The sequence below is a fragment of the Falsiroseomonas sp. E2-1-a20 genome, assembly GCF_051433195.1.
GTDB lineage: Bacteria > Pseudomonadota > Alphaproteobacteria > Acetobacterales > Acetobacteraceae > Falsiroseomonas.
On the sequence record NZ_JBHMFT010000064.1, the window covers coordinates 1 to 13,720 of the forward strand.

Genomic DNA, 13,720 nt, shown 5'->3' on the forward strand with positions numbered 1-13,720 from the left:
GGTTGACCCGTTGCACTCAGGCTGAATGGCCGCAGGTCGGGATGCAGCGGCGCTGCGTAGAGCTATGGCCGAAATTGGGTGACGGCGGTTTGAGAAAGGCGGCGTATCGAGGCGGGTGACGAGCCTGCCAGAACCTCCCGAAGGAGCGATACGCCAAGATGAGCCATACCACAGTTATCCCCCTCCGGCGGCCCGACGAGGTCGACGATGCGCTGACAGCGATCCTGCGGAGCGGCGCCCGGCGGCTGCTGGCCCAGGCCATCGAGGCGGAAGCCGAGGCGTTCCCGGCGGCGATGAAGGGTGTGCCGCTGCCGGACGGGCGCGAGCGCCTGGTGCGGCACGGGCATGGCCCCGAGCGCCAGGTGCAGACCGGTATCGGCCCGGTCGTGGTGCGGCGGGTGAAGCTACGCGACCGCAGTCCCGGCGAGCCGGCTGAGCGGATCCGCTTCACCTCGAGCATCCTGCCACGCTGGGCGCGGCGGACGCCGAGCCTGGATGCGCTGCTGCCGGTACTTTACCTGCGCGGGGTGTCGATGGGTGACTTCCAGGAGGCGCTCGGGGCGCTGCTGGGCAAGGATGCGCCGAACCTGTCGCCGTCGGTGGTCACGCGGCTGCGGGGCGAATGGGAAGCGGACCACGCACGCTGGCAGCGGCGCGACCTGTCGGCTCGGCGCTACGTCTACCTCTGGGCGGACGGGGTCTATCTGCAGGCGCGGATGGAGCCGCAGGCCGAATGCATGCTGGTGCTGATCGGCGCCACGCCGGAGGGCAGGAAGGAACTGGTCGGCTTCCAGGTCGGCCTGCGCGAGAGCATGCAGAGCTGGCGGGAGTTGCTGGTCGACCTCAAGGCACGTGGCCTGGCGACCGCCCCGGAACTGGCCACCGGCGACGGGGCGCTCGGCTTCTGGAAGGCGCTCGAGCAGGTCTGGCCCACGACCCGGCATCAGCGCTGTACCGTGCATAAGACGGTCAACGTGCTGGACAAGTTGCCGAAGTCGGTCCAGCCAGCGGCCAAGGCCGACCTGCGCGAGGTCTGGATGGCGCCGGACCGCGCGACGGCCGAAGCGGCGATCACCACCTTTGTCGAGAAGTACGGGGCCAAATACGAGAAGGCGGCCACCTGCCTGCTGAAGGACCGCAACGCCCTGCTGACCTTCTACGACTTCCCCGCCGAGCAGTGGGACCACCTGCGCACCTCGAACCCGATCGAGAGCGTGTTCGCCACCGTGCGGCATAGGACGGTGAGGACCAAGGGCGCGCTGTCGCAGGACACCGCCCGGCTGATGGTGTTCAAGCTGGTCACGGCTGCCGCCAAAACTTGGCACAAGCTGAAGGGCGAGAACCAGTTGCCCAAAGTCATCCCAAGGCGTCACGTTCAAGAATGGCGTCGAGGTCAGCAACACGCCAGCACCACACGCCGCCTGATCACGGCGTCACCCAGATTCCAGCATAGCTCGCAACGTTCACAATCTGGACCAATATGCGGGACGAAGGATTTCATTCCGCGCATGCGTGCTGCGCAGGATGCCAATTCTGCGAGAAGCTTCTCGCCCGATGTCGTCGGGCATCAAAGATGCCGTGCAGATGCTTACAGTCCGGGTACCGCTGGCGGACCGGAAGCCGCGGGGCGGGCAAAGCTGGTGCTGACGCCGGGCGGCATGGCGAACTTGGGCGCCTCGGCTGCGGACATTCCGCTGGTGAAGTCGCTGGCCCAAGCATCCGTTGGCGGCGGATGATGAAGGTGGTCGTTGCACTAAATTCACGAACCCGCGGCGGCTTGGAAGATCAACTCGTCTTACGCCTACTGCCTGCTACGCCTCACGCTGCCGACCCGGGAAATTGTCGAGGCAACCTCGGACCGGCAGCAGCCGAAGCCATCTGACGTACGGCCTTCCTGCTCAGGACGTGAAGCGCAGCGGTGTTGAGCCGGACAGCTCTCCTTCTCCGACCTGCTTACCTGCCTCGTCAACGGCTGGCCAAATAGCTGCACCGGTGAACTCAGGCCCACCTGCAGCACCTCCTCACCGCGCGTGCTGGTCATAGCGTACGCCGCCCGGCAGCAACTTAATCGCAGTCAGTTAAATCTTCGGTTGATGAAATTATAATTCTGCCATAAAAATGGTGGTAGAGTACAAGGCGTTTACCTCTTGCCCGACGAAGTGCGACTCCCTCACATGGCGCCGATTGGTACAAGCCAGTTGGCTAGGCGTCGCATACTGAACCTACGGAAGCGCCTACCTTCGCCCGGCAGAATGTTCCGTGTAGTCCTCGGATTGTTGTTCATCGGCATCGGTGGCGTCTTCCTGCAGGACCGCTTTTTGGCCACGGAAGTGCGTCAAGCCGTACTCTCAGGAGCTCTGGTCACGTTGCGCACGCCAATCGAGGGCGTGCTAGCTATCAACCCGGATTCAGAGGCTGGTCTAATCCTTCCAACTGGTACCCGCTTGGCGCAGGTGCGAAACCCTCGAGTTGATACCACGCGCCTCAGCGATCTCACCCGACAGCGACGACTTGCCGAAGCAGAACACGAAACCCTCACCCGCCGCGCAGGCGAAACAGCCCAGGCCGTCTCGATAGCCACCCGGCGTGCCGAAGCCTTCAGCGTCGCGCGGCGCGCGATGCTGACAGCTCGCGTGCTGGAAATGGAAGCCAACGAAGCTGCTGCCGTAAGCCGCGCGCAGGAGGCGGGCGCGACACTGCGCCGAACCACGACGCTCACCGCAAGCGGCGTTCAGGCACGGGCTGCCTTGGACACAGCCCGCCGTAGCGCAACGGTGGCGCAGGCCGAGCTACGCGCCGCCAGAGACCGGCGCCGCAGCGCACAGGCAGAGCGCGACGCGGCGCTTTCCGGTGTGTTCGCCAGTGACCCCACCAACGACCGCTCTACCTCCGCCCAGACCGAGGACAGGCTTCGTCTGCTCCTGGCCGATCTTGTTGCTCAGCGTGACGAAATTGCTGCCCGCGTTGCGGCCCTGCGCGTGCAGGAGGAGGCGGAGGAGACGCGCATGGACCTGCTGCGGGAAGCCACGCTGACGGCACCCGCACAGGCGCGCGTGGTGCGGTGGCTTGCACAGCCCGGCGAGCAAATACGTGCCGGACAGGACATCGTGTTACTGGCCAATTGTGGCCAGCCCGAGGTGACGGGCGGCGTCGAGCCGCGCGTATTGGGTCGCCTCACCCCTGGCGACCCGGTCCGCTTCCGCGCGGAAGGCGAGAGCGAGTGGCGGGTGGGGCATGTGACGGCGCTGCATGCCGAGGCGCCAGCCGCTGATGGCACCGGCGGGCGCTACCAGGTGGTGGCGCGTCTTTTGCCGCGACCTGATGGCCAGTTGACCTGCGACACGGGCCGGCTCGGCCGGCTGGTTTTTGACTGACGAAAAATGGGAGAACTGGCCACCGCAGCGGCACCCACGCTGATCCTGGCTGGCTTCGCGCTGCTAGCCCTGCCCCATCTCAACCCCGATGGGCGCTGGCCGCGGCTGCTCGGCGCCATATTCGTGACGGCGATGCTGCTGCGCTACATGGTCTGGCGCGTTACGGAAACGCTGCCCCCGGCGGGGATGGACTTCAACTTCTTCGCCGCAATCGTCTTCCTGGTCGTCGAGATGTTCTCCTGCCTCGCCGGGATGCTGATGCTGCATGCCCTGTCGCGAACCACCAACCGAAGCGCGGAGGTGGAGGCCCACCCCCCCGAGGAATTCCCAGGTGGAGCACCCCTGGTCGACGTTCTGATCCCAACCTACAACGAAAAGCGCGAGATACTTCTGCGCACGCTGGTCGGTGCTCTGTCACAGGACTACCCAAACTATCGGGTCTGAATCCTGGATGACGGCCGGCGTCCCTGGCTCAAGGAAATGAGCGAGGAGCTGGGCGCCCATTACCTGACGCGCGATGAAAACAGCCACGGCAAGGCCGGCAACATGAACGCCGCCATCCGCAAGCTGCTGCAACGGCCGGATCGACCGGGCTTCTTCGCGGTGCTGGACGCGGATTTCGTGCCGACGCCCGTCTTCCTGCGCCGAACCGTCGCCTTGATGCACGACCCGGTCGTGGCCTGCGTCCAGACGCCGCAGTATTTCTTCAATCCGGACCCGATCCAGCTGAACCTTCGCGCAACCGGCGTGGTCGCGGACGAGCAGCGCTTCTTTTTCGATGTCATCCTCGCTTCAAAGGATGCACATGGCACCGCCTTCTCCTGCGGCACGTCGGCCCTGGTGCGCCGCACGGCGCTGGAGGGGATCGGGCTGTTCCCGACCGAGAGCGTGACGGAGGACCTGCTGCTCTCCATCAAGTTCAGCGGGCAGGGCTTCCGGACCGTCTATCTGAACGAACCGCTCTCAGCCGGTCTGGCGCCGGAGGGGATGGGTGAATACCTGACGCAGCGCGGCCGCTGGTGCCTCGGCACGATGCAGATCGTGCGCACGCCCTGGGGTCCCTTCTCGAAAGGTCCGACGCCCTGGCTGATGCGCTTCCACACCATGGACACGGTCCTGTTCTGGACCGTTGGATCGCTGGTGAAGATCCTCGGGCTGCTGGTGCCCGTGCTCTACTGGTGGTTCGGGCTGACGGTCATCCAGACCGACCTGCCCAGCATCATCTCCCATCTCGGGCCCTATTGGGTTGGCTGCGTAGTCTTCCTCGGCTGGGTCAGCCGCGGCACCAACCTGCCGGTGATGGCAGAGGCGGTCGGCCTGCTTGTCGCCAAGGAAGCGTTGAAGGCCAGTTGGATCGGGCTTTTCGGCTCGAGGAACCAGAAATTCCAGGTTACCGCCAAGGGCACGAACCGCGACCAGGTGGTTGTCCAGTGGCCATTGATCATGCCGTATCTCCTGCTGGTCCTTGCCACGTTGGGCGGGCTCGGCTGGCGCGTGCTGATGGGCCCCCTGCCAGGCACACCGCCGGATATCGAGGCGATGAACCTGTTCTGGAGCCTCTACAACTGCCTGGTGCTATTCATTGCCTGTATGATCTGCGTCGAGCAGCCGCGCTTCCGGGCGGAGGAACGCTTCATCGCGGATGAGCAGGTGACACTGATCGATTCCGCCGGCATCTGCTGGCCCGCGCAGATGCGGGACATCTCAATCGTCGGCGCACAGCTTGAGATGGCAGCGACACCACCGCTGGCAGAGCGGCTCCTGTTGCTCCGAGGGGCAGGTCTGCCGGACATACCGGTGACGGTGCGGCGTTCGGGCCCCGGCGTGGTGAACCTGGCTTTCGAGCCATCGTCTTTTGAGCGGGAAGCCATCATTCGCAAGATTTTCTCGGGTGCCTATATCGCACCCGTGACGCGGACGCCTCCCTTCGCGCTCATCCGGAGCCTCGCGCGGCGCGCGCTCGGATAGACGGGGTGAAGTGGGGCACTAAGCCGCGTCGCGAAGCCTGGCGCGCTTCTCCCCAACGACTTCGTTCGCCCAAAGCTGCAACGCGGCCAGCTTCTCCGGCAGGAAGTTGTAGCGGCGATAGGTGCCGGCCACGCCCTTCAGGACATGCCCGAGGCAGGCCTCGATCACGTGCGGCGCCACGCCCAGCCTCTCCATGTGGGTCGCCATAGATCGCCGCAGGTCATGCACGACCCAGGGCTGCATCGGCCCGCCGAAAACACCGCGCTGTCAGGCCGTCGATCACCTTCTTCGCGTCGCTGAACCCGGCAATCGCCGTATGCCCGCCATCCGACGAGAACAGGTGCGACCCGGTGACCGGCGCCGGCAGCGCGGCGACGATGTTTCGCGCGACGGCGCTGAGCGGCACGATGTGCGGCCGGCCCGTCTTGTAGTGCTCGGCCGGGATCTCAATCTGCGACCAGCCAGCGTCAAGCCAGTCCCAACGCGCCACAGCCCATTCGCCCCGCCGGTCACCGGTGAGGATCAGCAGCTGGAAGAACGGCCCCCAAGGGTAGCTCATGTGGCACGCCGCATTCCACACCGCCGTCAGCTCGGGCATGGACAGCACGCGGTCGCGCGGCTGCGCCCGGTCGCAGTTCCGAACCCCGGTGAAGGGGTTGTCGGGCCGTAACTCCGCCTCGAGAGCATACTGGAACATCGCCCGCACCCATTTGCGGACCTCGGTCGCGGCGCCGGTGCCGCCCCGCATGCTGGTGAAGGTGCCCCGCCCCCGCGTCGTGACCTCCACCTCGCGGGGCGTTCGCACCTCTTCGAGCAGCTTCAGGAGGTCGCCGCGGGTCAGGTCGACCACAGGGCGGTCACCCCAGGCTGGAACGACGTGACGGGTCAGCAGGGCCTCCACAACGGGCGCCGAGCGGAGGTTTCGGCGCAGGTGGCCGGCGGCGTAGCGCTCGACTAGGTCGGCGACGGTCACCGGGGCCTCGCCAGGGGCCGCCAGGGCGCGCTGGGCGGCAGCAGGGTCGACGCCCTGCCGCGCAGCCCGCCGGGCCGCCAGGGCCGCCCCACGGGCCTCGCCGAGGGTCATGTCGGGGTAGGCGCCGAGGGTCATGCGGCACTTGGGGCCGGCGAGGCGTGCCGCACGGAGGGTGCCGGCATCGCCGATGCCGGCGACCCGATAAGTCAGCGTCCAGGTCATGGAGCCCTTCGTGCCGACCCGCAGCACCAGGCCGTCGCGGTCGGGCAGGTCGAAACGCTCCCCGGTGGGTCGCACCGCGCGGAGCTTGGTGTCGGAAAGCGGCCCTTTGGGTCGGACGGCGGGTTGGCCAGGGTCGAGCGCGCGCGCGCCGGCGGATGGCACCGCGCGAGGCTTGGTGTCGGTGAGGGACATGAACTGCTGCTGGGGCGCCGCGAGGGCTGAAGAGAAGGGCGCGGCAGCGAGCGGCAGCGAGCGGCAGCGAGCGGCAGCGAGCGGCAGCGAGCGGCAGCCTACCGGCAGGGGCAGTATAGCGCATCTATCGCATTGTTATCAAACAATTCTATTGAACGCCGGCGGGCCTCGGCGGCTCTCGGCGGACGTTGTTGCCGAGAATGAGCGGACGAGAATGGGTCGTGAAGCCGGGCAACATGGCGAGCGGCCGAATCAAGTCTGCCCGAACCACGTCCGGATCGCATGAACAGGAACATAGATCATGCTCAGTGGGCCCATACCACCGACCCATGCAACAAGGTGCCGTCAGATGAGACGGTTGCTTCCTTCAAACGATCAGGGACGAGGCGCAATGACGGACTCCGAAAACCAGCCTTCAAAAGAAGAGGCCGAGGAGCGGCTCTTTACGCTCGTGGAGCTGGAGGAATGGCTCCGGACGCCGATGTTGGTGCTGAGCGCGGTGTGGCTTGCCTTGGTCGTCGCGGAACTCGCGCTCGGCGTGAGCCGTCTGCTGGAGACTCTTGGCTCCGTCATCTGGATGATCTTCCTTGCCGAGTTCGCGCTGCGGCTGTGGCTTGCGCCAGACAAGGCGGTATTCCTTCGCACCAACTGGCTGTCGGTGATTGCCCTCGTCGCGCCGGCCTTCCGGCTGCTGCGAGGGTTCCGCCTGCTGCGTGCCGCGCGCGCGGCACGCGGGCTGCGGCTGGTGCGGGTCGTGGGTACGGCGAACCGGACCATGAACGCGCTGCGCGCGACGATGCACCGCCGGGGCCTTGGCTACGTCCTGGCGCTCACCACTCTGGTCAACCTGCTGGGAGCTGCCGGCATGTACGCCTTTGAGCGGGCGCCCGAGGTGGAGGGCGGCTTTACCAGCTTCGGCGACGCGCTGTGGTGGACGGCGATGCTGCTGAGCACGATGGGCTCGGCTTATTGGCCCGTCACCGCCGAAGGGCGCGTACTCTGCCTGCTGCTCGCGGTCTATGCCTTCGCCGTGTTCGGCTACATCACCGCTGCCTTCGCAAGCTTCTTCGTTGGGCGGGACGCTGAGGCGCGCGGCGACAAACGGACCTGACCAAGGTTCCGTCCGGCTTCGGGGGCTGGATGTCTGGCAACGCCTGCAGGACCAAATCCTTGCATTTGCCGACGGCCAGTCCTCACCGTCATTGCTCTCGGGCCGCTCGGACTTATCCTCACCATTCCCCTGGCGTTCGTTGTCCACAAGCTGCTTATGCGCCTGAGCCTCGCGTGGAGCCGGCAGATCGGGCGAGGAGCACTGGTTATCCTTCGACGCGAGGCGGCTGCCCGGGTCGCCGCACCGGCCATACCCGTTGTCGTTGGCCCAACGCCGTTCGTGGCGTAGATCAAGACAGCTATGCCACGCTCTTGCCCACCAGTGGCTCGCCGCATCGGATCGTGCCGCAGCGCAGCCGCTGTTCCAGCCGGGATCGGGGCGGCTGAAGGCGACGGGCCGGCCCTCGCCGTCAAACGCCAGGAGCGGCTGGAAGCCGTATGCGTTGTGGTAGGCGTTGAACAGCCGCAACTGCTGTCCGCCATGTACCGGATCGAAGGTGTCGTCGAGGTTGAGCACGATCCGCCGTGGCACCTGGCGGAAGCTGGCCCAGTAGCGATTGCGGTCGAGCGCCACGAGGCAGGTGCTGGAGGTGCGCAGCATGTGCTCGGCATAGCCATAGAAGGTTGCCGTGACGCTGCGTAAGCGGCCCTGGGGGCGTGATTGGTTCTCCATCGCGCAGCAGGCTAAGTCCTCAGGTAACGGCTTGCCTCCAGCAGGAACTGGGCAGGCATTCGTGGGAGAAGAAAGATGCACGCAGCAGTCGTGGCCGAGGGTGGCTTGGTGGTCAGGGAGGTGCCGGACCCGCGCCCCGGCCCAGGTCAGGTGCTAATCCGGCTGCGAGCAATCGGCCTGAACCGAGCCGATTTGGGCGTGGCTTCAGGCCACAAGCACGGCAACCAGGGCGGCCCCGGCACCATTCCCGGCATCGAGGGTGCGGGTGAGGTTGTGGAGGTCGGCCAGGATGTGCCGTCCCACATCGCGCCGGGCATGCGCGTGATGGCGTCGATCTCCGGCTCCTATGCCGAGTACTGCACCGCAGACTGGGGGCGGCTGTTCCCGGTGCCGTCCAACAATATGCCCTGGGAGGTTGCAGCGACTCTGCCCATCGCCCTGCAGACCATGCACGACGCCGTCGTCACTCACGGCCACTGCGGTCCGGGTCGCAGCATCCTCATCCAGGGCGCCTCCTCGGGCGTCGGGCTGATGGGGCTTCAGGTGGCGAAGCTTTTGGGCGCCACCACGGTCATCGGCACCTCTACGAACGCGGAGCGACGCGCGCGGCTTGCAGCATTCGGCGCCACCCACGCGGTCGACACCTCGGACCCGCGCTGGGTGGACCAGGTGCTGGAGGCAACCGGTGGGCGCGGTGTGGACACAGTGGTCGACATGATCAGCGGCCCGCTTGTCTCGCCGACACTTCGGGTCACAGCCGTTCTCGGACGCATCGTCAACGTCGGCCGTCTCGGCGGCACCGTGGCGGAGTTCGACTTCGACACCCATGCGGCGCGGCGCATCACCTATGTCGGCGTGACCTTCCGGACCCGAAGCGCGGAGGAGGTCGCGGAGATCGTGCGCCGGACCCGCGCCGACCTGTGGGAGGCAGTGGAGGCTGGGAACCTCACGCTGCCGCTGGACCGCACGTACAAGCTGGACGAGGTGAACGAAGCGCTGGCACGAATGAAGGCCAACCAGCACTTCGGGAAACTGGCGCTAATTCCGTGAGTCATCCGCCTGCCGGGTCCGCGACGGTGGTGCGCGAGATCGAAGGCGAATCACTGCCGAGGCCGGCGCACATTCAGACCGAGAATCGGCCGGCGGAAGCTCATGTTCGCGCCGAGCAGCACCATTATCTGGCGGCTTTCGGATACGGACACCATGCCAGGGAAGGCACTGGCCCGGGCGTTCCGGTGGCGGCAGATGATGGAGACGAAACGCTACGGCACGATCAATGAGCTGGCGGCGACCGAGAAGATCAACTCGTCCTACGTCTCGCGGCTGCTCCGCCTGACGCTGCTGGCGCCGGATATCGTGGAGGCGATCCTGGAGCGCGGCAGCCGGGGGGATGACCCTGCCGGGGCTGATGGAGCCGTTTCCGGTGGAGTGGGCAGAGCAACGTCGTACCACACCGCCCGACCCAGCCTGCCCCGGATCATTCAACTGGCGCTTTTCGCATGACACAGGTTGCGATGCGCGTGACGACAGGGTGAAGTATCCTCTCCCTGTGGCGGCCGCGCCCCATGCAGCTGACTGGACGAGGACCTCACAGTGACGCCACGAGGAGCGATCCTGCAGATTGCGAAGATGGTCGGTCAGGACATGGCCCGCGGCGCGCTAAGTCGAGGAGCCATGGATGCCGGTCCGATGCTGGCTCAGGCCGGTGCCACACCAGATCTCGTCGCCTGCTTGGTGTCTGAAGCCACCAAGAAGCGGCCGGCAGATCGAATCGTCCAAGCCTGCTGCTTCCTGCTGGAAGCGGCGCTCACCGATTTGCGCATCGCCGGCAATGGCGGAGACACCACGGCACGTGCAGGTCTTGCGGATGCCTGCCGGGCGGTGGAGACGGCGGTCACGGCCAACAGCCTTGCCCCGTACGTGCTCATGCTGATCGCGCGGGCTTTTGCGCAGGCTGGGCTCGACCCTGGGCCCGCGCTGAAAGAGGCAACCATCCTGGGTATGGAGGCGGGCTTGCCTCACGACCCAACGCCGCCGGGGCCCGGCGAATTGGCAGGAAGTCTCGCGCCCCTCGCTGAAGCGCTTGGTCAGGACCCCTTCGCCGTCCACGCAGAGTTGGCCACCACGGGCGCGGCATTTCCGTCCGAGCATCGCGCGGCCATGGCTGCGGAACTTGCCACCGCAACGATCCCCGCTGTGCGCGACGCGGCGCTCGGCTTCCTGCTCGATGCCGATCCTGCGCCAGGCTCCGCGGTGCTGGAGGCGCTGGTCGCGCAGGCGCGCCGCCACCCCGTGCCGAGCCGCCTGGTCGAACGACTCATCAGCATTCGTCCGTGGTTGCCGTCGGCGCGCCAAGCCAATCTGGACGCCGCAATACGAGCGCTCCGCGCCAACGCGGCCGCCCCTGTGCCCGCACCCCGCATCGAAGTCACGAAGCTACTTGCATCCTTGTGCGACGGGGCGGGGTCGCAAAGCCTGTTCGCCCTGCTCAAGACCGGACGGCGCTTCGCCCTGGCGTCCGTGCTCATCAAGGTGGATGCGGGCGTGGCGGATGCCTGGGTTCGCGACGACATGCCGAAGCGCGAGGCCGACGGCATCATCGCCCAGATCACCGACGCGACCGAGGCGGTCGCGGTACCGATCAGCTTCGTCCAGGTTCGGCTGGCCGACGCACTGGCGACCAATCTCTCGCAGCGAACCCCGCCGCCGTTTGGCTTGCTGCAGGTGACCGAGGCGCTTGGCATGGGCCTGCTGCAGCCGTCCGAAATCTCGCCGATGGCTCTGGCAGCCCAGCTGCTCGCTGGCCTACCGCCCGACAAGACCGGACCCAATGCGACGCGCGCTGCGCATGCGGACGCGGCGGATTGGCCCAAGCTGTTCGAGACCGTGGGCTCCTGGTTGAAGCCGGAGAGGCGGTCGAAGCGCTGCTTCGGCCTCTGAACCAGGAACGACGTCGCCTGGGCAGGGCGCATCCGCTGCTCGCGCTGCAGGCGGAGATGCCATTCACGCGCCCGCAGCGAGCACCAGTCCACCAGGGCTTCCTGAAGCGCGCGACGCACCTCCACAGGTAGATCGTCGTAAGCCTGGTAGGGATCGCCCTTGAGCTTGCTGAACGGCCTGGTGGCGGTGCTGTTGTCCGTCGCGGGCTTCTACTGAAGGTCGGGCATACAGGAAACTGTCATGACGAAAGCCTGGTGCTCGGCGTCGATGCTGAGAGCGGAACCGGCGGCGAGGCCCCGCGCGCGCGGCGCCGGGTCGGCACCTCGCGCTGATATCCCGCGGCAACGGGCCTGCGGGGGTCGTAGGCGGCTCAAGAGGCCATCGGGGCAAGTTGCGGGCTGCGCCGACCGACCAGCGCCCGCCTACGACCTCGCGAGCCATCAGCAGCAACGCGAGCGGGACCGGCTTAAACGAAGGCAGCAGTCAGCGGCGGGCACCACGCCGCTTCGAGTAGCCATCCGCCTCCATAGAACGTCCGACGTTGCCGCTGCGCGAATGGACGTCGCCCACCACCCGGCCGTAGCGGTCCCGGTGGTGCGGCACCACGGTGACCGTGCCGCCTCGCGTGCGACGATCAAGCTCACGTTGCGCAGCCCGATAGCCGCTTTCGCCCCGCTCCGGCGTGTCGACACCGCGAAGGCGCACACGGCCCTGTCGGCATGCCAGGGTATCACCGTCCACCGCCCGACATCCCGTGTAGCGCTGCGGCCCCGCCTCCATCGTCCGCGGTGGCTCGCGCCATTGCGCCTGGGATGCAGTAGGCAGCGACGCTGTAATGGCGAGGGCCAAAAGAATTTGTCGCAACATCGGAATCATTCGGACCCAGCCAGTCATCCCTCAGAACTTAGCCGCACAGCCTCGCCGACTCCGGTCAGGTTTGGTCATGGCTTGTAGCTGAAGGCCGTTGGCCAGTGCCGTGCTCGCAGCGTGGCGCGGAGCTGACGAACCCAACCGGCGACGCGGCAAGCCGTGAGGCCGATAGTCCCTCCATCGTGTCAGACCACCGCGCGCAACGGCTGCATTCCTCGACGCTGCCACAGCAACAGCGCCCCGATCAGCGCCACCTGCGCCAAGAATCTGACCCGCTCCCGCTTGGCGCGTCAGTTGAAGACCCCATCAGCAAAGGCAAGCCGGCCCTCCGCGGCGCCGAAATGGAGGTAGTGCTCGAGCGGGTTGACACCAGCTACGTCCACGTCTGGATTGGCGAAGAGGTAGCTGTCCGTGTCGAAGAAGGCGGACGGGTCGCGCCCCTCGAGCCATCCCCAAAGTGCGTAGTGGGCCAGCGGGTCTAATCCAACTGCGTCCACGTCGCTATAGACGAAGAGGTAGCCGCTCGTGTCGAAGAAGGCATTTGGGTCGCGCCCTTCGATCCATCCGAAGTTCGCGTAGTGGGCAAGCGGATCAATTCCTGCCGCCGCAACGTCCGGATTCGTGAAAAGGTAAAAATCGTCGTCGAACAGCAACGTGGCATCGAGTGGATACGCGACGGCCGGCACCAAAATTGCGACAGGCTCGACAATTATTACTGGCTCGATGAATGGAATCGGCTCGTAGTAGATCGGCGCAGGCTCGTAATAGTAGATTGGATCCGGTTCATAATAGGGATACGGCTCAACATACATTGGCTCCGGATCTACATAGATTGGATCGGGCTCAAAGTAATAGAATTCCGGTTCATAATAATAATCCGAATCATAATAGAACGGGTCGGGCTCGTAGAAGGTGTGCATGTCGCGGCTCCCATTCTCGCGCAGATTAGATCACGCATCTCCTCCGCACCGCCCTGGCGAATGCTACGGGCGGCGAGACGAGCATGACGTATCTCTCCAGTTCTCGAGGTATGCCCCTGGATCAAACCAAAAATTCGACCGGAAAGCGGCTATCCTAAGGCATGTATTTGGGATGACGTGGCGCACGCGCCAGCTCGCCTCCACGGCGGGGAACAATTCCCGCACCGCGAGCACATAGGCCGGCACGATCCCGCCGAAGCCAAGCCCATAGGCGGCCGCCGCGAAGAACAGCCCCGCCTCGTCCTGCGTCGCCAGGAAGCCCAGCATCCCCACCGTCTGCGTCAGGCCGCCGATGAACACGGTCCACAACCCGCCGACACGGTCCGAGAGCCAGCCCCAGAACTGCCTTCGCGTTCCAGAGCGTTGAACAACCCTGGCAGGATGATGGACATGTCTCCCCCCATCATCGGCCGGCCCC

At 66.1% G+C, this 13,720-nt stretch carries 11 protein-coding genes and 4 pseudogenes; 8 read left to right on the forward strand and 7 right to left on the reverse strand.

The annotated features are described in order from the left end of the window. Window positions 1-158: 158 nt before the first annotated feature. The 4 genes and pseudogenes from ACFHPP_RS28575 to ACFHPP_RS28590 all read left to right on the forward strand — a co-directional run bounded on the left by ACFHPP_RS28575 (window position 159) and on the right by ACFHPP_RS28590 (window position 5,342). A pseudogene (locus tag ACFHPP_RS28575) lies at window positions 159-1,425 on the forward strand (IS256 family transposase). 851 nt (window positions 1,426-2,276) lie between these two features. Continuing rightward, on the forward strand, window positions 2,277-3,374 hold the full coding sequence (locus ACFHPP_RS28580) for an HlyD family efflux transporter periplasmic adaptor subunit (RefSeq protein WP_437166635.1): 1,098 nt from the start codon (window positions 2,277-2,279) through the stop codon (window positions 3,372-3,374). Window positions 3,375-3,380: 6 nt separating this feature from the next. After that, on the forward strand, window positions 3,381-3,818 hold the full coding sequence (locus ACFHPP_RS28585; protein WP_437166636.1) for a hypothetical protein: 438 nt from the start codon (window positions 3,381-3,383) through the stop codon (window positions 3,816-3,818). A gap of 3 nt (window positions 3,819-3,821) precedes the next feature. Next, the gene (locus ACFHPP_RS28590; RefSeq protein ID WP_437166645.1) at window positions 3,822-5,342 is read left to right on the forward strand and encodes a glycosyltransferase family 2 protein; all 1,521 of its coding nucleotides are present in this window, start codon (window positions 3,822-3,824) and stop codon (window positions 5,340-5,342) included. 18 nt (window positions 5,343-5,360) lie between these two features. On the opposite strand, the gene ACFHPP_RS28595 is transcribed toward ACFHPP_RS28590, so the two are convergent. Both ACFHPP_RS28595 and ACFHPP_RS28600 read right to left on the reverse strand, forming a co-directional pair. Next, on the reverse strand, window positions 5,361-5,585 hold the full coding sequence (locus tag ACFHPP_RS28595) for a hypothetical protein (protein ID WP_437166637.1): 225 nt from the start codon (window positions 5,583-5,585) through the stop codon (window positions 5,361-5,363). Beyond that, complete coding sequence (locus ACFHPP_RS28600; RefSeq protein ID WP_437166638.1) at window positions 5,563-6,729, reverse strand: tyrosine-type recombinase/integrase; 1,167 nt, start codon at window positions 6,727-6,729, stop codon at window positions 5,563-5,565. Before ACFHPP_RS28600 ends, ACFHPP_RS28595 begins: the two co-directional genes overlap by 23 nt. A 391-nt stretch (window positions 6,730-7,120) precedes the next feature. Between ACFHPP_RS28600 and ACFHPP_RS28605 the strand changes: the two genes are divergently transcribed. Continuing rightward, window positions 7,121-7,840, forward strand: coding sequence for an ion transporter (locus ACFHPP_RS28605; RefSeq protein WP_437166639.1), 720 nt, complete (start codon window positions 7,121-7,123; stop codon window positions 7,838-7,840). 375 nt (window positions 7,841-8,215) lie between these two features. Here ACFHPP_RS28605 and ACFHPP_RS28610 read toward each other — a convergent pair. Beyond that, window positions 8,216-8,392 (reverse strand): annotated as a pseudogene (locus ACFHPP_RS28610) (transposase); the annotation flags it as partial. A gap of 210 nt (window positions 8,393-8,602) precedes the next feature. Between ACFHPP_RS28610 and ACFHPP_RS28615 the strand changes: the two are divergent. The 3 genes from ACFHPP_RS28615 (at window position 8,603) to ACFHPP_RS28625 (ending at window position 11,452) form a co-directional block, all read left to right on the forward strand. Next, window positions 8,603-9,562 carry a zinc-binding dehydrogenase gene (locus ACFHPP_RS28615; protein WP_437166640.1) on the forward strand — a complete coding sequence of 320 codons (960 nt, stop codon included), beginning with the start codon at window positions 8,603-8,605 and terminating at the stop codon, window positions 9,560-9,562. Between the two features lie 102 nt (window positions 9,563-9,664). Beyond that, a complete protein-coding gene (locus ACFHPP_RS28620) occupies window positions 9,665-10,015 on the forward strand; it encodes a hypothetical protein (RefSeq protein WP_437166641.1) in 351 nt (116 codons plus the stop codon). 90 nt (window positions 10,016-10,105) lie between these two features. Next, a complete protein-coding gene (locus ACFHPP_RS28625; RefSeq protein WP_437166642.1) occupies window positions 10,106-11,452 on the forward strand; it encodes a hypothetical protein in 1,347 nt (448 codons plus the stop codon). Window positions 11,453-11,466: 14 nt separating this feature from the next. Here ACFHPP_RS28625 and ACFHPP_RS28630 read toward each other — a convergent pair. From ACFHPP_RS28630 to ACFHPP_RS28645, 4 genes and pseudogenes are all read right to left on the reverse strand, one after another. Further along, window positions 11,467-11,619, reverse strand: a pseudogene (locus ACFHPP_RS28630) (DUF6525 family protein); the annotation flags it as partial. 316 nt (window positions 11,620-11,935) lie between these two features. After that, window positions 11,936-12,193: a thermonuclease family protein gene (locus ACFHPP_RS28635; protein ID WP_437166643.1), complete on the reverse strand. Its 258-nt coding sequence runs from the start codon at window positions 12,191-12,193 to the stop codon at window positions 11,936-11,938. A 419-nt stretch (window positions 12,194-12,612) separates the two neighbouring features. Further along, on the reverse strand, window positions 12,613-13,242 hold the full coding sequence (locus ACFHPP_RS28640) for a hypothetical protein (RefSeq protein ID WP_437166644.1): 630 nt from the start codon (window positions 13,240-13,242) through the stop codon (window positions 12,613-12,615). 63 nt (window positions 13,243-13,305) lie between these two features. After that, window positions 13,306-13,720: pseudogene (locus ACFHPP_RS28645) on the reverse strand (hypothetical protein); the annotation flags it as partial.